This is a genomic window from Streptomyces sp. Y20 (genome assembly GCF_043195475.1).
Taxonomy (GTDB): Bacteria; Actinomycetota; Actinomycetes; order Streptomycetales; family Streptomycetaceae; genus Streptomyces.
Genome location: NZ_JBIDDP010000002.1, coordinates 724,537 through 741,775, shown reverse-complemented (window position 1 = coordinate 741,775; position 17,239 = coordinate 724,537). Strand labels below are relative to the sequence as shown.

17 protein-coding genes and 1 pseudogene are annotated in these 17,239 nt (G+C 73.6%); 9 read left to right on the top strand and 9 right to left on the bottom strand.

From position 1 onward, the window contains the following. The 5 genes from pgi to ACGFT1_RS08180 all read left to right on the top strand — a co-directional run bounded on the left by pgi (position 1) and on the right by ACGFT1_RS08180 (position 5,494). Entirely contained in the window at positions 1-1,641 is a 1,641-nt protein-coding gene (pgi, locus tag ACGFT1_RS08200; RefSeq protein ID WP_373908198.1) for a glucose-6-phosphate isomerase, read from the top strand. 15 nt (positions 1,642-1,656) lie between these two features. After that, positions 1,657-2,535 carry a phosphogluconate dehydrogenase (NAD(+)-dependent, decarboxylating) gene (gnd, locus tag ACGFT1_RS08195; protein ID WP_373908249.1) on the top strand — a complete coding sequence of 293 codons (879 nt, stop codon included), beginning with the start codon at positions 1,657-1,659 and terminating at the stop codon, positions 2,533-2,535. 6 nt (positions 2,536-2,541) lie between these two features. Beyond that, positions 2,542-3,135 (top strand): histidine phosphatase family protein, encoded by a 594-nt coding sequence (locus ACGFT1_RS08190; protein WP_373908197.1) that lies wholly within the window; start codon positions 2,542-2,544, stop codon positions 3,133-3,135. 114 nt (positions 3,136-3,249) lie between these two features. Then, complete coding sequence (locus ACGFT1_RS08185; protein WP_373908196.1) at positions 3,250-4,713, top strand: membrane-associated oxidoreductase; 1,464 nt, start codon at positions 3,250-3,252, stop codon at positions 4,711-4,713. A gap of 115 nt (positions 4,714-4,828) precedes the next feature. Then, a complete protein-coding gene (locus tag ACGFT1_RS08180; protein WP_373908195.1) occupies positions 4,829-5,494 on the top strand; it encodes a TetR/AcrR family transcriptional regulator in 666 nt (221 codons plus the stop codon). Positions 5,495-5,545: 51 nt separating this feature from the next. Here ACGFT1_RS08180 and ACGFT1_RS08175 read toward each other — a convergent pair whose 3' ends face one another. Then, entirely contained in the window at positions 5,546-6,142 is a 597-nt protein-coding gene (locus ACGFT1_RS08175; RefSeq protein ID WP_373908194.1) for a TetR family transcriptional regulator, read from the bottom strand. Between the two features lie 98 nt (positions 6,143-6,240). Here ACGFT1_RS08175 and ACGFT1_RS08170 point away from each other — a divergent pair, with 98 nt between their 5' ends. After that, positions 6,241-7,119, top strand: coding sequence for an NAD(P)-dependent oxidoreductase (locus ACGFT1_RS08170; protein WP_373908193.1), 879 nt, complete (start codon positions 6,241-6,243; stop codon positions 7,117-7,119). A gap of 21 nt (positions 7,120-7,140) precedes the next feature. Here the strand turns inward: ACGFT1_RS08170 and ACGFT1_RS08165 are convergent, their stop codons facing one another. Further along, positions 7,141-7,578: a PPOX class F420-dependent oxidoreductase gene (locus tag ACGFT1_RS08165; RefSeq protein ID WP_373908192.1), complete on the bottom strand. Its 438-nt coding sequence runs from the start codon at positions 7,576-7,578 to the stop codon at positions 7,141-7,143. A gap of 481 nt (positions 7,579-8,059) precedes the next feature. Here ACGFT1_RS08165 and ACGFT1_RS08160 point away from each other — a divergent pair, with 481 nt between their 5' ends. Then, positions 8,060-9,283, top strand: a complete 1,224-nt coding sequence (locus ACGFT1_RS08160; protein WP_373908191.1) for a serine hydrolase domain-containing protein — start codon at positions 8,060-8,062, stop codon at positions 9,281-9,283. A 70-nt stretch (positions 9,284-9,353) separates the two neighbouring features. Here ACGFT1_RS08160 and ribA read toward each other — a convergent pair whose 3' ends face one another. Further along, entirely contained in the window at positions 9,354-10,025 is a 672-nt protein-coding gene (ribA, locus tag ACGFT1_RS08155) for a GTP cyclohydrolase II (protein ID WP_373908190.1), read from the bottom strand. Positions 10,026-10,064: 39 nt separating this feature from the next. On the opposite strand from ribA, the gene ACGFT1_RS08150 reads away from it, so the two are divergent. Continuing rightward, positions 10,065-10,841, top strand: coding sequence for a creatininase family protein (locus ACGFT1_RS08150; RefSeq protein ID WP_373908248.1), 777 nt, complete (start codon positions 10,065-10,067; stop codon positions 10,839-10,841). 200 nt (positions 10,842-11,041) lie between these two features. On the opposite strand, the pseudogene ACGFT1_RS08145 reads toward ACGFT1_RS08150, so the two are convergent. From ACGFT1_RS08145 to ACGFT1_RS08125, 5 genes and pseudogenes are all read right to left on the bottom strand, one after another. Next, positions 11,042-12,136: pseudogene (locus tag ACGFT1_RS08145) on the bottom strand (lysylphosphatidylglycerol synthase transmembrane domain-containing protein); the annotation flags it as partial. Further along, positions 12,133-13,104 (bottom strand): class I SAM-dependent methyltransferase, encoded by a 972-nt coding sequence (locus ACGFT1_RS08140; RefSeq protein ID WP_373908189.1) that lies wholly within the window; start codon positions 13,102-13,104, stop codon positions 12,133-12,135. The pseudogene ACGFT1_RS08145 and the gene ACGFT1_RS08140, both read right to left, overlap by 4 nt. Next, entirely contained in the window at positions 13,101-14,282 is a 1,182-nt protein-coding gene (locus ACGFT1_RS08135; RefSeq protein ID WP_373908188.1) for a glycosyltransferase family 4 protein, read from the bottom strand. Before ACGFT1_RS08135 ends, ACGFT1_RS08140 begins: the two co-directional genes overlap by 4 nt. Beyond that, positions 14,279-14,677 carry a 6-pyruvoyl tetrahydropterin synthase family protein gene (locus tag ACGFT1_RS08130; protein ID WP_373908187.1) on the bottom strand — a complete coding sequence of 133 codons (399 nt, stop codon included), beginning with the start codon at positions 14,675-14,677 and terminating at the stop codon, positions 14,279-14,281. Before ACGFT1_RS08130 ends, ACGFT1_RS08135 begins: the two co-directional genes overlap by 4 nt. A gap of 115 nt (positions 14,678-14,792) precedes the next feature. Then, positions 14,793-15,776, bottom strand: a complete 984-nt coding sequence (locus tag ACGFT1_RS08125; RefSeq protein WP_373908186.1) for a zinc-binding alcohol dehydrogenase — start codon at positions 15,774-15,776, stop codon at positions 14,793-14,795. Between the two features lie 107 nt (positions 15,777-15,883). On the opposite strand from ACGFT1_RS08125, the gene ACGFT1_RS08120 reads away from it, so the two are divergent. Beyond that, a complete protein-coding gene (locus tag ACGFT1_RS08120; RefSeq protein WP_373908185.1) occupies positions 15,884-16,663 on the top strand; it encodes a CDP-alcohol phosphatidyltransferase family protein in 780 nt (259 codons plus the stop codon). A gap of 79 nt (positions 16,664-16,742) precedes the next feature. On the opposite strand, the gene ACGFT1_RS08115 is transcribed toward ACGFT1_RS08120, so the two are convergent. Further along, positions 16,743-17,237 carry a hypothetical protein gene (locus tag ACGFT1_RS08115; protein ID WP_373908184.1) on the bottom strand — a complete coding sequence of 165 codons (495 nt, stop codon included), beginning with the start codon at positions 17,235-17,237 and terminating at the stop codon, positions 16,743-16,745. Positions 17,238-17,239: the final 2 nt, after the last annotated feature.

The following is a 17,239-nucleotide window of genomic DNA, read 5'->3' as shown; positions in this document are numbered from 1 at the left end:
ATGGCCGAATACCCGAACCTCACCCACCGGCCCGAGTGGGCGGCGCTGGCCGAGCATCATGCCCGGAGCCGGCCGCGGCTGCGGGATCTGTTCGCGTCGGATCCCGGTCGTGCGCAGCGGTACACGCTTCAGGTCGGTGATCTGCACATCGATTACAGCAAGCATCTGGTGAGCGATGAGACGCTGGGGTTGTTGCGGGCTCTGGCCGCGGCGACGGATGTGTTCGCGTTGCGTGATGCCATGTTCGCCGGTGAGCGGATCAACGTCACCGAGGACCGGGCGGTGCTGCACACCGCGTTGCGGGCGCCGCGGGATGCGGTGGTCGAGGTCGGCGGTGAGAACGTGGTGCCGAAGGTGCACGCCGTGCTGGACAAGATGGCCGCTTTCGCCGGGCGGGTGCGCTCGGGTGAGTGGACCGGTCACAGCGGCAGGCGCATCCGCAATGTCGTCAACATCGGTATCGGCGGCTCGGATCTGGGGCCGGCGATGGCGTACGAGGTGCTGCGTCCCTATGCGGCGCGGGAGTTGACGTTCCGGTTCGTGTCGAACGTGGACGGTGCGGATCTGCACGAGGCGACGCGGGATCTGGATCCGGCCGAGACGTTGTTCATCGTGGCGTCCAAGACGTTCACGACGATCGAGACGATCACGAACGCCACGTCGGCGCGGTCCTGGCTGCTGGAGGCGTTCGGCGGGGACGAGAAGGCGGTGGCGAGGCATTTCGTGGCGCTGTCCACGAACGGGGAGAAGGTCGCCGCCTTCGGTATCGATCCGGAGAACATGTTCGAGTTCTGGGACTGGGTCGGTGGCCGGTACTCCTTCGACTCCGCGATCGGCCTGTCGTTGATGATCGCGATCGGTCCGCGGCGGTTCGGGGAGATGCTGGAGGGTTTCCGGCTGGTCGACGAGCATTTCCGGACCGCGCCGCCGGAGGAGAACGCGCCGCTGCTGCTGGGTCTTCTGGGTATCTGGTACGGCAATTTCCACGGCGCGCAGTCGCATGCGGTGCTGCCCTACAGTCACTATCTGTCCCGGTTCACGGCGTATCTTCAGCAGTTGGACATGGAGTCCAACGGCAAGTCGGTGCAGCGGGACGGCAGTGCGGTGGGGTGGCAGACGGGTCCGGTGGTGTGGGGTACGCCGGGTACGAACGGGCAGCACGCCTATTACCAGTTGATCCATCAGGGTACCGAGCTGATTCCGGCGGACTTCATCGGTTTCGCCCGTCCGGTGGGTGAGCTGAGCGGTGAGCTGGCCGCGCAGCATGATCTGCTGATGGCGAACTTCTTCGCGCAGACGCAGGCGCTGGCGTTCGGCAAGACGGCCGAGGAGGTCCGTGGCGAGGGGGTGGCCGAGGAGCAGGTGGCGCACCGTACTTTCCAGGGCAACCGTCCCACCACGACGATCCTGGCGCGGGAGCTGACCCCGTCCGTCCTCGGCCAGCTGATCGCCCTGTACGAGCACAAGGTGTTCGTCCAGGGCGCGGTGTGGAACATCGACTCCTTCGACCAGTGGGGCGTGGAACTGGGCAAGGTCCTCGCCAAACGCGTCGAACCCGCCCTCACCGAGGGCGCCGACGTCCCCGGCCTCGACCCGTCGACGAAGGCCCTCGTCGCCACCTACCGTTCTCTCAGGAAGTGAAGTGACATGACAGCCATGCAGTTGGGCCTCATCGGTCTGGGCAAGATGGGCGGCAACATGCGCGAGCGCATCCGCCGCGCCGGCCACGAGGTCATCGGCTACGACCGCAACCCCGAGGTCTCCGACGTCAAGAGCCTCGCCGAACTGGTCGAGAAGCTGGACGCGCCCCGCCATGTGTGGGTGATGGTCCCGGCCGGCACCGCCACTCAGGGCGTCATCGACGAGCTGAAGGACCTGCTGTCCGAGGGCGACACCGTCATCGACGGCGGCAACTCCCGCTGGACCGACGACGAGAAGCACGCCGCCGAACTCGGCGTCAAGGGCATCGGCTTCGTCGACGCCGGTGTCTCCGGCGGTGTGTGGGGCCTGGAGAACGGCTACGCGCTCATGGTCGGCGGTGACAAGGAGCATGTGCAGCGGATCCAGCCGATCTTCGAGGCGCTCAAGCCGGAAGGCCCGTACGGATACGTCCACGCGGGCCGGGTCGGCGCCGGGCACTTCTCGAAGATGGTCCACAACGGCATCGAGTACGCGATGATGCAGGCCTACGCCGAGGGCTGGGAGCTGCTGGAGAAGATCCGCTCGGTGGACAACGTCCGCGAGGTGTTCCGCTCCTGGCAGGAGGGCACCGTCATCCGCTCCTGGCTGCTGGACCTCGCGGTCAACGCCCTGGACGACGACGAGCACCTGGAGAAACTGCGCGGCTACGCGGAGGACTCCGGTGAGGGACGCTGGACCGTGGAGGCCGCGATCGACAACGCGGTGCCGCTGCCCGCGATCACCGCCTCGCTGTTCGCGCGGTTCGCGTCCCGGCAGGACGACTCGCCGCAGATGAAGATGATCGCCGCGCTGCGCAACCAGTTCGGCGGCCACGCTGTCGAGAAGAAGGACTGACCCGCCGTGGGGGACCTCCTGCTGGTCCGCCACGGTGAGACGGAGTGGAGCAGGTCGGGCCGGCACACCAGCTGGACCGACCTGCCGCTGACCGGGCACGGCGAGGAACAGGCCAAGTCCCTCGTCCCGCTCCTCACCGGCCGGACCTACGCCCTGGCGCTGGCCAGCCCGCTGAGCCGTGCGATACGCACCGCCGAACTGGCCGGCCTGCCCGGGGTCGAGACCGACCCGGGGCTGCGCGAGTGGGACTACGGCGGCTACGAGGGCATCACCACCGTCGACATCCACCGCGACCGCCCCGCCTGGGACCTGTGGACCGACGGCGTGCCGCCCGGCCCGGACGGACATCCGGGCGAGTCGCCGGCGCAGGTCGGCGCCCGCGCCGACCGGGTCCTGGCCCGCGTCGACGCGGCCCTCACCGAGGACGCCGGTGACGTGGTGCTCGTCGCCCACGCCCACTTCCTGCGCGTCCTCACCGCGCGCCGCCTGGGCCTGCCGCCCGCCGAGGGCCGGCTGTTCCAGCTGGCCACCGGCACGGTCAGCCGCCTGTCGACCGAGCACGGCCGCCCGGTGATCGCCGAGTGGAACGTCCAGCCGTAGCCGACGCCCCGTGTGCCCCCGGCTCCGCCGCATCGGTGGAGCCGGGGGCACACGGCCGTCCGGGCACGAGGGGCGGCGTTGACAGCCGCTCCCGCCCGGGTCAGAGTCCCCGGGGTGGAGATCAGCGAGCTGACGGCGGCCGAGGAGCGGGTATGGCGGGCGTTCCCGCGAGGGGAGTCGGTGGACCTGCGGGAGGACCCTGACGAGGACACCGCGGACGGCGGCGGCTGGGGGCCCGGACGGACGGTACGCGCCCGGGTGCTGCGAACCCTGCTGCTGGACGGGCCGCGGCACGACGGGGAGATAGCCTCGCTGAATCTGGCGGGCGCCCGGATCACCGGCCGGCTGGACCTCCAGCACGCGACGATCGACCACCCGGTGCGGCTGCGGCACTGCCACTTCGACGAGGCCCCGCGGTGCGACGGCGCCCGGCTGCGCGAGCTGAACCTCAGCGAGTCCGTCCTGCCCGGGCTCACCGCCCACGCCCTCCACGTGGACGGCGTCCTGCGGATGACCCGCACCCGGTGCCACGGCACCGTACGGCTCGGCGGCGCCCGCGTCACCGGCAGCCTGTACCTGGAGAGCGCCGAGGTGGCGGCGCCCGAGGAGGAGCACCCGGTGCTCCAGCTCAACCAGGCCGCCGTCGGCGGTGACTTACGGGCGCCCGGCCTGCGCACGCACGGGCAGACACGGCTCAACGGCGCCGTGATCGCCGGGTCGGTCAACCTCTGCGAGGCGCGCCTGAACCATCCCGGGCAGGGCGCGCTCGACGCGCAGACGCTCTCCGTGGGGGGCGACATGCTGGTCCGGCACGCCGAGGTGCGCGGCTGGACGGGCCTGCGGGGCGCCCGTGTCGCGGGCCGGCTCGACCTGTCGTACACCCTCCTGTCCAATCCGGGGAGTCCGGCGCTGCGGGCCGGCAGCACGGCGATCGGCGAACTGTGGCTGCGCAAGAGCCCGCCCATGGACGGCTCCCTCGACCTGCGCCGCGCCCAGCTGGAAGTCCTGCTGCTGGAACCGGGGTCGGTGCCCGAGGAGGTGCGGCTCGCCGGCCTGACGTACACCTCGCTCACCCCGCACGCGTCCGCCGAGCACCGCCTGCCCATGCTGGAACGGGAGCGGGACGGCTATGTCCCGCACGCCTACGAGCAGTTGACGGCCGCCTATCGCCGAACCGGGGACGACCGGGCGGCCCGGCTGGTGCAGCTCGCCAAGCAGCGCCGGCACCGCCGCACCCTGCCCTGGTACGGCCGGCTCTGGGGCCTGGTGCAGGACGTCGCCGTCGGCTACGGCTTCCGTCCGCTGCGCGCCGCCGGCTGGCTGCTGTCGCTGCTCGCCCTGGGCTCCGCCGCCTTCGCGCTGCACCACCCGCCACCGCTGAACGCGGACGAGGCACCGCCGTTCCATCCGGTGTTCTACACGCTCGACCTGCTGCTGCCGGTGATCTCCTTCGGGCAGGACTCGGCGTTCGCGCCGCGCGGCGGATACCAGGCCCTCGCCTACGTCCTGGTGCTCACCGGCTGGATCCTGGCGACGACCGTGGTCGCCGGCGTCACCCGCACGGTGAGCCGCCAGTGACGCCGCGCGCCGGGAGCCGCACCGCCGGCCGGGCGCGCCCTTGGGCCCTGCTCCTACAATCACCGGCACGCGCACGCGCGCCCCGCCCAGGCTCCTCACGGCCCGAAGGAACCCGATGACCAGCGTCGAAGAACCGGCAGGACCCGGCGGGCGGCCGCGCGACCCCGCCCGGACCAGGGCCGAGATCCTCGACGTGGCCACGCGCGAATTCGCCCGGGCCGGCTACGACGGTGCCCGGGTCGACGAGATAGCGGCCCGCACCCGCACCACGAAGCGGATGATCTACTACTACTTCGGCGGCAAGGAGCAGCTGTTCACGGCCGTCCTGGAGCGGGCGTACGGGCTGATCCGGGACGCCGAGCAGCAACTGGACGTCGAGCACCTGGAGCCGGTCGCGGCGATCCGGCGGCTGGCCGAGCTGACCTTCGACCACTGCGAACGGCACCCGGACTTCGTCCGCCTGGTCGGCATCGAGAACGTCCAGGGCGCCGGGCGCCTCGCGGCCTCCGGGCGGCTCGGCCGGACCGGTTCCCCGGTGCTCGACGTGATCCGCCGCACCCTCGCCGCCGGGCGGGAGTCCGGGGTGTTCAGGGCCGGCGTGGACGCGGTCGACCTGTACGCGGTGATCACCTCGTTCTCCTTCTTCCGGGTCGCGGACCGGCACACCTTCGGCACCCTGTTCGGCCGGGACCTGATGGACCCGGCCCAGCGTGCGCACTACCGGAGCATGCTCTCCGACATGGTGATCGCCTACCTCACGGCGGAGCGGACGCCGGGCTGACGCCGACGCGTACCGAATCCCGCCACCTGGCCGGCCCCGTTCGGCGTGGCCTCACCCGGCGGGGTCCACCGCCGCGTCCAGCAGTGGGCCGAGTTCCCGGACGACGGTGGTGAGGGGCCGTACGTCCCGCTCGGCACGGGCCATCAGGATGGCGCCCTCCAAGGCGCTGATCATGAGGGTGGCCAGCGACCCGGACCGTGCGGCGGGCACGCCGAGGTCCGTCAGCGCCGCGGCGAGCGGGCCGCTCCAGGCCGTGAACGCGGCCGCCGCGGCCTGGCGGGTCGAGCCGTCCGACGAGGCGCGGTCGACCGTGGCGGCGGCGACCGGGCAGCCCGCCGCGAAGCCCTCCCGGCCGTACTCGTCGGTCCACTGCCCGGCCATCGCCGCGAACAGCGCGCTGGGCGCCGGCCGGTCCAGGGCCGCGAGGAACCGGGCGATGCGCGTGCCCGCGTACCGGCCGGCCCACTCGACCGCCTCGTTGACGAGCTGTTCCTTGCCGCCGGGGAAGTAGTGCTGGAGCGAGCCGCGCGGGGCGCCGGCGTGCGCGGCCACCTCGCGCATACCGGTCGCGGCGACCCCGTCGCGCCGGATGAGCTGCGCCGCGCTGAAGACCATCCGTTCCCGCGGACCGCGCCGCGCCTGTGCCATCTCCACCTCCGGTCCCCGCCCCACTCTATGACCATCGTCATAACGCGCGCTACTATGACCGCTGTCATAGTCGATTCGCGGCGGCGGAGGGCGGTCCCATGCCGATCGGTTTCATCGGTCTCGGAGTGATGGGCCGGCCCATGGCCCTGCGCCTGGCGTCCGCCGGCACCGACCTGGTGGTGTGGAACCGCACCCCGGAGCGCGCCGCGGAGGTGCACGCGGCCGGTGCCGAGGTCGCCGCGGACCCCGGCGAGGTGTTCGCGCGGGCGGAGACGGTACTGCTGATGCTCGCCGACGAGGCCGCGGTGGACGCGGTCCTCGGCCGTGGCACACCCGCGCTGGCCCGGCGGGCCGCCGGCCGGACCGTCGTCCACATGGGCACGACCTCCCCGGAGTACTCCCACGCCCTGGAGGCCGAGATCCGCGCCGCGGGCGGACGGTACGTCGAGGCACCCGTCTCCGGGTCCCGGGTGCCGGCCGAGCAGGGGCAGCTGGTGGCCCTGCTCGCCGGGGAGCAGGACGCCGTGACCGCCGTACGGCCGCTGCTGGCCCCGATGTGCCGGGAGACGTTCGTGTGCGGGCCGGCGCCGGGCGCGCTGCTGATGAAGCTGTCCGTGAACCTGTTCCTGATCACCCAGGTGACCGGGCTGGCCGAGGCGTTCCACTTCGCCGAGCGGCAGGGCCTGGACCGCGGGCTGTTCCTGGAGGTCCTGGACGCGGGCCCGATGGCCAGCGGGGTCTCCCGGATGAAGGCGCCCAAGCTGCGCGAGCGGGACTTCGCCGTCCAGGCGGCGGCACTGGACGTGCTCAAGAACAACCGGCTGATCGCCGAGGCGGCACGCACGGCAGGTCTGGCCTCACCGCTCCTCGACGTCTGTCACTCCCTGTTCCAGGAGACGGTGGCCCAGGGCCACGGCGGCGCGGACATGGTCGCCGTACTGCGGGCGATCGAGGCGCGGACCGCCGGGTCACCGTGAGCCCGGCCGTACGGCCCACGGTCAGCTCCGGGGGACGCCGTACGCCCGCTCGACACGCAGCCGTACGACCAGGCGGCGGTCGCGCACCATGGCGGCCCGGAAGTCGTCCCAGTCCGGGTGTTCGCCGATGACGTCCCGGTAGAGCCGGACCAGTTCCTCGACGGTCGCGTCGTGCGGGTCGGCGGCGACCGGCGTCAGTTCGGCGGTGCCCTCGGCGACGGTGTACGCCCAGCGGTCGCCGCTGGTCACGTGGTACGAGGCACGCGGGTCGCGGCGCAGGTTGCGGGTCTTGGCCCGGTCGTCGGTGACCGAGATCCGGATGACCCGCTCGTCCGGATCGTAGGCGTGGCTGACGTTGGACAGCTGGGGACGGCCGTCGCGGCGAAGCGTGACCAGCACGCCGCCGTGACCTTCGCGGAGCAGGGCGAGCAGCGCGTCCTGCGGGGTGTCCTGAGTCATATCCGGATCAACTCGCGGCGGCGGTGCGCGCATTCCCGGCAGGCGGAAGCCGGGGCCACAATGCTCGCGCCCGGGGGCCTGGTGCCGGCCGGGGGCGCCGCGGCGGCCGCCCTCGTGTGCGGGCTCGCCCTGCCGGGCCGCGGTACGGCGCGGTGATGGTGGCGGCCACCCACGTCACCGTTCGGCGGGGCCTCAGCGGCGGGCGGCTCGCAGCAGACCGCGCTGAACGCCGGGCCCGCCGTCGGTGCGGCCGGGGCCGACCGCGTTCGGGGCGCGGAGGCCGGGCCGGCGCTGCTCGTGCCGGTGGCCGTGCGTGCTGTGCCGCCGGCCCGCGCGCTGCCCGGTGTCGCCCCTGTCCCCGGTTCTCCCGGGCGAGCCGGCCCCCTCGGACGGTCCTGCGCGACGATGAGGAGCGGGCGCGCCCCCGGAGGAAGACCGCCGGGCCGCGCCCGGGACGGCGGCGCGAGCGGAGGAGAGCGCGATGGCACAGCTGCGGCAGGACGTCGGACCGGAGGAAGCGCGCCTGGACGCCGCGGCCCTGGACCGCCTCGACCGGCACTTCGCCCGCCACGTCGACGAGGGGCGCCTGCCCGGTTACCTGGTGGCCGTGGCCCGCGGCGGCCGTGTCGCCCACCTGACCACGTACGGACTGCGGGACGTGGCGGCCGGGCTGCCGGTCGAGCCGGACACCCTGTGGCGGATCTACTCGATGACCAAACCCGTCACCGCGGTCGCGGTGCTGCTGCTGGCCCAGGACGGCCGGCTGTCCCTGGACGACCCCCTGGACCGCCATCTGCCCGCATTCGCCGCCCCCCGGGTGTACGAGGGCGGGGCGGGTGCCGGCGTGCGCACCCGGCCGGCGGCCGGCCCCGTCCTGATCCGGCATCTGCTCACCCACACCGCCGGCCTGACCTTCGGCTTCTACCACCGCCACCCCGTGGACGCCCTCTACCGGGAGGCGGGCCTGGAGTACTCGGTGCCCCCCGGTGCCGGGCTCGCCGAGACCGTCGAGCTGTACGCGCGGATGCCGCTCCAGGCCGACCCGGGCACCGAGTGGAACTACTCGGTCGCCTCCAACGTGCTGGGCCGGGTGATCGAGGTCGTCTCCGGGCAGCCGCTGGACGCGTTCTTCCGTGACCGGATCCTCGGCCCGCTCGGCATGACCGACACCGGCTTCCACGTCACGCCGGAACAGGCCGGCCGGCTGGCCGAGTTGTACGGCGAGACGGACGACGGCGGCATCGAGCCGGTGCCGGGACTGCCGGTGCGCGGCCGGCCCCGGTTCCTGTCCGGCAGCGGCGGCCTGGTCTCCAGCGCGCACGACTTCCACCGGTTCATGGAGATGCTGCGCCGGGGCGGCGAACTGGACGGCACAAGACTGCTGTTGCCGCGATGGGTGGCCCTGATGACACGCAACCACCTGCCGGGCGGCGCCACCATCCGCTCCTGCGGCGCCCCGGTCCACCGGGAACCGGGCAACGACGGCCTCGGGTTCGGCTTCAACGTCTCCGTGGTCGTCGACCCCGCCCGCACCCCGGCGCCGTCCCACCTGGGCACCTACGGTTGGACCGGCGTGGCCACCACCGCGTTCTGGGTCGACCCGGCCCACGACCTGACCGTGCAGTTCATGAGCCAGGTACGCCCGAAGACGCTGAAGGTCTTCCCCGAGCTGCGGCGGCTGGCGCACGAGGCGCTGGCGGACTGACCGCCGGCGGCCCGGCGAGCCGGGGCCGGCGGCGGGGGTCCCGTTCCGAGGGCGGCACCCTTCCCGGGTGTCACGAGCCGTGGGCGACGGCGTCCAGATGCGGCAGATGGTGGTCCATCCGCTCCCGCTTGGTCCGCAGATAGGTGATGTTGCTCTCGCACGGCTCGATCAGCAGCGGCACCTGCTCGGCCACCTGGATGCCGTGGCGCATCAGCGCCTCCCGCTTGCGCGGGTTGTTGGACATCAGCCGCACCGAGCGCACCCCGAGGTCGCGCAGGATCTCCGCGGCGACGCCGTAGTCCCGGGCGTCGACGGGCAGGCCCAGCGCGAGGTTCGCCTCCACCGTGTCCAGGCCCTCCGCCTGGAGGGCCATCGCCCGCAACTTGGCGAGCAGGCCGATGCCGCGGCCCTCGTGCCCCCTCAAGTAGACGACGATGCCGCTGCCTTCGGCGACCACCGCACGCAGCGCGGCCTCCAGCTGATCGCCGCACTCGCAGTGCCGGGAGCCGAACGCGTCCCCGGTCAGGCACTCCGAGTGCAGCCGCACCAGCACGCTGTCGGTGCCGATCTCACCGTGCACCAGAGCCACTTGCTCGTCACCGCGGTCGTGGTCCAGATAGCCGATCGCCTGGAATTGCCCGTACACCGTGGGCAGCGGCGCATTCACGACGCGCTCCGCACCCGACCGCGGCGGGGACTTCTTGCCGAGTACGCCGATGTTGACGCCGGTGTTTTCTGTCATGATCTGATTCCTATGCAGAGACGAAAGGCCGTGGACGAGATGAGTGGTTCGGGCGCGCGCGCAGCGGCATACGAAGTGGCGAGCGGCGTGATGCCGACGGACACCACGCAGGACGTACGGGCGCGGGGGGCGGGCGCGTCAGCACAGGTCGCCGTCCTTCCGGTCGGGAGCTTCGAACAGCACGGTGCGTTCCTGCCATTGGCGACCGACACGCTGGTCGCCTGCGCCGTGGCCCGGGAGATCGCCGCCGCGTACCCGGTGCATCTCCTTCCGCCGGTGACGCTCTCCTGCTCGCACGAGCACGCGGCCTGGCCGGGAACCGTCAGCATCTCCGCCGTGACCCTTCACGCCGTGATCACCGACATCGCGGCGTCGCTGCGCCGCTCCGGCGTCGACGCGCTCGTCGTGGTCAACGGACACGGCGGCAACTACGTGCTCGGCAACGTCGTCCAGGAGGCCTCCGCGAGGGGCGAACGGATGGCGCTGTTCCCCGCCGGCGAGGACTGGGAGGACGCGCGGGAGCAGGCCGGGGTGGTCACCTCGCTGCTCACCGACATGCACGCGGGAGAGATCGAGACATCGATTCTGCTGCACGCTCACCCCGAATTCGTCCGCCCTGGTAACGAGTCGGCCGATTTCACCGCCGACGACCGCCGTCATCTACTCACCGTGGGAATGTCCGCCTATACCGAATCGGGCGTCATCGGCCGCCCCTCCCTGGGTTCGGCGGAAAAGGGAAAGGAACTCCTGGCGAGCCTCACGGAATCCTTCGCACCGTATTTCGCGCTGCTCACCGCGGCCACCGGACGGGAGTAGCCGGGCGCGGGGGCCTGCCGGCCGGTACCCGTGGGGGCGGCCCCGGCCGGCAGGTGTCCGGTGTCCGGTGCGGGGCCGGGCTCCCGCGCGGCGGCCGGGCCGCGCAGACCCTCGTACCAGCGCAGGACGAGCACGGCGGCGCCCGGCAGACTCGCGACGAAGCTCAGTACGCCGTAGACGACGGCGACCGCGACCCCGGTGTCCGCGCCGAGGCCTGCCGCGCCGAACGCCCACGCGGTGACCCCCTCGCGGGGGCCGAAACCGCCGACGTTCACCGGCAGGCCCATGGCCAGCAGGGCGAGCACCGCGAGCGGCAGCAGCACCGCCACGGGTGCGGCCGAGCCGCCGACGCGGGCCGCCACGACGAACATCAGCAGATGCCCGGCGAGGACGGCCCCGGAGGACAGCGCGACCCCCGGCCCGCTCTGCCGGGACGCCAGGCCCCGGCGGGCCTCGCCGAGCACCCGGCGCAGCGCACCGCCCCGGCCGCCCGGCGCCCGGTTCATCCGGACGGCGACGACGACGGCGAGCGCGCCGGCCACGGCCGGCGCCATGAGCGGGGCGAAGGCGCGGGCCTCGGCGCGCACCGGGGACGGCAGGGTGAGCAGCACCACCGCAGCGGTCACGGCCATCGCGATCTGCCCCGCGACCCGCTCCAGGACGACCGCTTTCACGCCGCGCCGCACGTCCCCCGCGCTCCGTCCGTGCCGTACCGCCCGGTGCACGTCGCCCAGGATGCCGCCGGGCAGCGCCGCGTTGAGGAACAGCGCGCGGTAGTAGTCGGCGACGGCGGCACCGAGCGGCAGTCGCAACCGCAGTCCGCGCGCGACCAGTTGCCAGCGCCAGGCGCTGAACACCGTGGTGACCGCGCCGATGCCCAGCGCGGCCAGCACCGTCACCGCGTCGATCCGCCGCAGCCCGTCCACCAGCACACCGGTACCGAGCCGCCACAGAAGGACACCGAGGATGACCGAGCCGACGCAGGTCCCGGCCTGACTCCGCAGAAGGCGTGCGCCGCGGCGCCGAAGGGTGGGGGGTTGTGCGGGGGCGGGTGCCGGGATGCCGCCGGACCCGGCGCTGGGGGCCGGCGCCGGGGCAGTGCCGGGCGTGCCCGCGGGAGGCGCCTCGACAGAGCGGGCCGGGGCAGGTGGCGCCGGGTGCGGGTGCGGGTGCGGGTGCGGGTGTGTGCCCGCGGGGTGCGCGTCGGTCACATGGGGGTGGGGGCGGGCCGGGGCCGTGGGTGTCGTACGGGCGCGGGTGCCGGCGCCCGCCGCGGGGGCCGGCCGCGCGTTCATGCGGGGCCGCCCGTCGGCCGGGGCAGCGCCAGCAGGTCGGTGTGGTGGACGGTGACTCGCAGCTCACCGGCCGCGCAGGCGGCGAGCCGGGCGTCCAGGTAGCGCTCGGCGCGGTCCCGCAGCTCCGGCCGCTGCTCGACGGCCGCGCCCACCCAGCCGCGCAGCCACTGCCCGGTCAGCGCGGCCTCCCCGGGACCGAGCCGCCAGGGGCTCGGGTCCACCCGGACCGTCGCCCCGCGCGCGGCGAACGCCTCGCCGGCCACGGTGACCGCGTCCGGGCCGAGCAGCCCGCCGCGCCGCTGGTGGGCGTTGAACGCGTCGGCGATCTCGGCGTCGAGCGGGTCCGCCGGGGTGAGTTCGACGCGGCCGGCGACGGAGAGGGTGAGCAGGGCCGGGCAGCCGGCGCCGGCGCAGGCGTCGGCCAGGTTCTCGATCTCCTCCCGGGTGAGGACGTCGAGCAGCGCGGAGGCGGTCACCAGCGAGGCTCCGGTCAGCGCGTCCGGGGTGAGCCGGGCCACGTCACCGCGCCGGGTCTCGACCGTGACGCCACTGCCGTCGGCGGCCGAGCGCGGGGAGGCGACGGCGGCGAAGTGCAGCAGGTAGGGGTCGCGGTCGTGCAGGATCCAGTGCTGGGGCCCGTCGAGGCGGGGCGCGAGCCAGCGGCCCATCGAGCCGGTGCCGCAGCCCAGGTCGTGCACGGCGAGTCCGCCCGCGGTGAGCGGCCCCTCGGCCAGCCGGGTCCGCAACGGGTCGAGCAGGCCGGCCGCGCGAGCCGCCGCGTCGGCGGGTTCCCGCAGCTGGAGCCACTCGGGCGCGTACCGCGGGCCGTCCTCCGGGTCGCCGTCGCGCAGCCGTACGGTGGCCCGCTCACCGGCCCGGGCCACGGGCCCGGCCCCGGCGATGACCGCGCCCCGGGCCCCTTCGGCCCCCTTGTCACCTGCACTGGTGTCGGTGTCCGGGCGGGTCATGGCGTCGTCCTCGGTGCTTCGGGGAGTCGCTGGAGGACTCCGGCCAGGCTGCGGGCGGTGGTGGCCCAGCCGTCGAGCGCGGCGCGGCGGCTCCGCGCGGCGGCCTTGAGGCGGCGGCGTACGTCGGGTTCGCCGAACCAGCCGCGGAGTTCGGCGGCGAGCGCCGCCGGGTTCTCGGGCGGGACGAGAATGCCGGGCACTCCGCCGTCGGGGGCGCGGCCGACGGCCTCGGGCAGGCCGCCGACATCGGTGGCAAGGACCGGGATGCCGCGGGCGAGGGCCTCGGTCACCGCCATGCCGTACGTCTCGGCGTAGGAGGTGAGGACCATCAGGTCGGCGGCGGCGTAGGAGGCGTCCAGGGCGGCGCCGGAGCGCGGGCCGGTCAGGTGCAGGCGGTCGCCGAGACCGTGCCGGGCGATCAGCTCGCGCAGGTGGGTCACGTACGCGGGGTCGTTGCCGAGGCCGCCGACGCACTCGCAGGTCCACGGCAGGTCCCGTACCGTCGCGAGCGCCTCCACCAGGCGGTGCTGGCCCTTGCGCGGGGTCACGGCGGCCACGCAGAGCAGCCGGGAGACGCCGTCGGTGCCGGGGGCGAGGGGCGCGATGTCGGCGCCCGGCGCGGCGACGTGCACCCGGGCGGGGGCGAGTCCGTGGTGGGAGACGAGCCGGCGGACCGCCCAGTCGCTGGTGGCGATCACCGCGGGCACCGCCCGCAGCACCGTCCGCTCGCGGGTGTCCAGGCCGGCGGCGACGGCCGGGTCCAGGCCGGTCTCGTCGCCGAGCGGCAGATGGACGAGGACGGCGAGCCGCAGGCGTCCGGCCTCGGGGAGAACGGTCTCCGGGACGCCGCAGGCGACGAGGCCGTCGAGCAGGACGACGGTGTCGTCCGGCAGGTCCCGCAGGGTACGGGCGAGCCGGTCACGGGCGGCGCCGTCCGGGTGGGGCCAGGTGCCGGGGACGGGGTGCCGGGTGACCTGCCAGCCGAAGCCGGGCAGGTCCAGGCAGACCCGGCGGTCGTAGGCGTTGCCGCCGCTGGGCGCGGCCGGGTCGTCGACGCCGCCCGGCATCACGAAGTGCACGGTGCGCAGGGACATGGGAATGATTCCGGCGTTCTCGGCGGGGGTGTGCTGCGCGGGGACGTACGTCAGGCGGGCCGGCCGCACGGTCAGGTCGGTCACAGGTGACGCTCGTAACTCGCCCAGGCGACGTGCGACTCGTGCAGGGTGACGGTGATGCCGTGCAGGCCCCGGGCACCCTCCCCGAGGGCGCCCCGGTGGACGCGGTCGGCGAGCCGGTCGGCGATGACCTTGGCGAGGAACTCGGTGGAGGTGTTGACGCCGGCGAAGTCGGGTTCGTCGTCGAGGTTGCGGTAGTTCAGTTCGGCGACGACGGCGCCCAGTTCCTGCGTGGCCAGACCGATGTCGACGACGATGTTGTCCTCGTCCAGCTGTTCGCGGCGGAACGTCGCGTCGACGAGGAACGTGGCGCCGTGCAGTCGCTGCGCGGGTCCGAACACTTCGCCGTGGAAGCTGTGGGCGATCATGATGTGATCGCGGACGGTGATGCTGAACAACGGACGACCCTCCAGGTGCGGCGCGTCTGGTCCCCCGCCCTTGCCCGCCGGGGGATGTGGTGTAGTACGGCTCCTCGCTTCCCCGTGTTCAGCCGTGACTCACTCTTTTCTCAGGTCAGACCGTGTCGGTGTACCGGATCCGGTGGCACAGGGCCTCGATCCCGCCGGAGGCCAGCCGCGGCAGCACGGACGGCAGTTCCTCGAAGGCGCTCTCCCCGGTGACGAGCGCGTCCAGCGCCGGGTCGGCGAGCAGGTCCAGGGCGAGCGCCATCCGGTCGGCGTAGGTGCGGCCGGCCCGGGCGGCCGGGGAGACGGTGCCGACCTGGCTGCTGCGCACGGTGAGCCGGCGGGAGTGGAAGGTCTCACCGAGCGGCAGGGCCACGCTCCGGTCGCCGTACCAGCTCAGCTCCACGACGGTGCCCTCCGGGGCGAGGAGTTCCAGGGCCCGGGCGAGGCCCGCCTCGGTGGCGCTGGCGTGCACGACGAGGTCGCAGTCGCCGAGGGCGTCGGCGGGCGCGGCGAAGTCCACGCCGAGAGCCCGGGCGGTCTCGGCGCGGCCGGGGTCGGCGTCGACGAGCTGGAGGCGGATGCCCGGGAAGCGGGCGAGCAGCGCGGTCACCGCGCAGCCGACCATGCCGCCGCCGATCACCGCGATCCGGTCGCCGATGAGCGGTGCCGCGTCCCACAGGGCGTTCACGGCGGTCTCGACGGTGCCGGCGAGCACGGCCCGCTCGGCGGGCACCCGATCGGGTACCACGGTGACGGCGCTCACCGGAACGACGTAACGGCTCTGGTGCGGATAGAGACAGAAGACGGTACGCCCGGTCAGCTCGGCCGGCCCCTCCTCCACGACGCCGACGTTGAGGTAGCCGTACTTCACCGGGCCCGGGAAGTCGCCCTCCTGGAACGGCGCCCGCATCGCGGCGTGCTGGCTCGCGGGCACTCCGCCGCGGAAGACGAGCGTCTCCGTGCCCCGGCTGATCCCGGAGTACAGCGTGCGCACCAGGACCTCGCCGTCGGCGGGTCCGGTGAGGGTGACGTCGCGCAGCTCTCCCTGGCCGGGCGAGCGGAGCCAGAAAGCGCGGGCCGACCGGTTCATCGGCATCCTCCTGAACGATCGGGAAGTTGTTCACGTACCGAGATGTGCACAGGCCGCGCAGAGTACGCGGCGTTGATCGACTCTGTCACTCGGCCGGAGGATGTGCGGTGGCCCTGAACAACACGTATGACGCGAGGCTCCAGCAGGAGACCGCTGTGGGAGCGGGCGTGCAGATCCTGCTGCTGGCCCTGCTCGGCTCGGTGATCGGCATGGGGCCGGCCGGCTGGCTGACGGGGCTGGCCTTCGCGTTCGCCACCTGGGCTGTCCTCTCCCGCGCCCTGCACCGCTCCCGGCTCAGCTCCTTCGGTCCCGCCAACCGGGTCACTCTCGGCCGGACGACCCTGGTCGGCGGGGTGACGGCGCTGGTCGCGGACTCCTTCGAGGGCGCGCCCCCGGTGACCCTGCTGGCCGCCCTGACCGCCGTGGCGCTGCTGCTGGACGGCGTGGACGGCAAGGTGGCCCGCCGCACCGGCACGTCCTCCGCGCTGGGCGCGCGGTTCGACATGGAGGTCGACGCGTTCCTCATCCTGGTGCTGAGCGTGTACGTGTCCACGCGCCTGGGCCCGTGGGTGCTGCTGATCGGCGGCATGCGCTACGCGTTCGTCGCCGCGGCCCGGCTGGCCCCCTGGCTGAACGCCCCCCTGCCCCTGTCCTTCGCCCGCAAGACGGTGGCCGCGCTCCAGGGGATCTGCTTGCTGGTGGCGGGCGCGGAAGTGCTGCCGCTTCCGGCGGACCTCGCGATCGTGCTGCTGGCCCTGGGGTCGCTGGTGTGGTCCTTCGGGCGGGACGTGGCGTGGCTGTGGCGGAACGCACGGTCGGTCACCGAGGAGACGGTGACCGACCGGGCGGTGACCGAGCCGATGCTGCTGGAGCTGGCGACGCGCTGAGGGCGCACGGGGACTCCCGGCGCGCTCTCGGCACCGCGTCCCCGAGCGCCGGGGGACGTGGACCGTTCAGTCGACAGGATCAGCCCCGCTGGGTGTACCGGTAGTCGTAGTAGTCCGCGCCGCCGACCAGGACCGAGGTGACGTACCTCGGCAGGCCGTCGGCGTCCCGCTCGACCTCCTGCGAGGTCTGCCGGGTGAAGCCGAGCGACACCCCGGGGATCACGGGGTACTCCGGCTGCGAGGTGTCGACCGTCCAGCCCCGGCCGGCGGCACGCCGGAAGAGGTCCTCGGCGGGAGTGGTGAACACCTCGTCCCCGTCGAGCAGGACGCGCGTGCCGGATGTGCGGCCCTCACCGGGCCACCACAGCTCGATCGCGGTGACGTGGGTGCCGCCCTCGGCCAAGGCCTGCACGCCGACGTGGTCGAGGGTCCAGGACGCCTTCGCCGAGTTCCGGCTCGGACGGCGCAGCACGCGGGGTTCGCCCCAGCCGGGCACCGCGGCGAGCGCCTCGTCGAGCGTCATGCCCAGGAGGATCGGCGCGACTCCGCGCGGCGGGTCGAGTACCAGATCCATCG

What these genes read in the sequence shown, in the direction of transcription:
- pgi (WP_373908198.1), top strand. Translation starts at nt 1, where the DNA reads ATGGCCGAATACCCGAACCTCACCCACCGGCCCGAGTGGGCGGCGCTG.
- gnd (WP_373908249.1), top strand. Translation starts at nt 1,657, where the DNA reads ATGCAGTTGGGCCTCATCGGTCTGGGCAAGATGGGCGGCAACATGCGC.
- ACGFT1_RS08180 (WP_373908195.1), top strand. Translation starts at nt 4,829, where the DNA reads ATGACCAGCGTCGAAGAACCGGCAGGACCCGGCGGGCGGCCGCGCGAC.
- ACGFT1_RS08175 (WP_373908194.1), bottom strand. Translation starts at nt 6,142, where the DNA reads ATGGCACAGGCGCGGCGCGGTCCGCGGGAACGGATGGTCTTCAGCGCG.
- ACGFT1_RS08170 (WP_373908193.1), top strand. Translation starts at nt 6,241, where the DNA reads ATGCCGATCGGTTTCATCGGTCTCGGAGTGATGGGCCGGCCCATGGCC.
- ACGFT1_RS08165 (WP_373908192.1), bottom strand. Translation starts at nt 7,578, where the DNA reads ATGACTCAGGACACCCCGCAGGACGCGCTGCTCGCCCTGCTCCGCGAA.
- ACGFT1_RS08160 (WP_373908191.1), top strand. Translation starts at nt 8,060, where the DNA reads ATGGCACAGCTGCGGCAGGACGTCGGACCGGAGGAAGCGCGCCTGGAC.
- ribA (WP_373908190.1), bottom strand. Translation starts at nt 10,025, where the DNA reads ATGACAGAAAACACCGGCGTCAACATCGGCGTACTCGGCAAGAAGTCC.
- ACGFT1_RS08150 (WP_373908248.1), top strand. Translation starts at nt 10,065, where the DNA reads ATGAGTGGTTCGGGCGCGCGCGCAGCGGCATACGAAGTGGCGAGCGGC.
- ACGFT1_RS08140 (WP_373908189.1), bottom strand. Translation starts at nt 13,104, where the DNA reads ATGACCCGCCCGGACACCGACACCAGTGCAGGTGACAAGGGGGCCGAA.
- ACGFT1_RS08125 (WP_373908186.1), bottom strand. Translation starts at nt 15,776, where the DNA reads ATGAACCGGTCGGCCCGCGCTTTCTGGCTCCGCTCGCCCGGCCAGGGA.
- ACGFT1_RS08115 (WP_373908184.1), bottom strand. Translation starts at nt 17,237, where the DNA reads ATGGATCTGGTACTCGACCCGCCGCGCGGAGTCGCGCCGATCCTCCTG.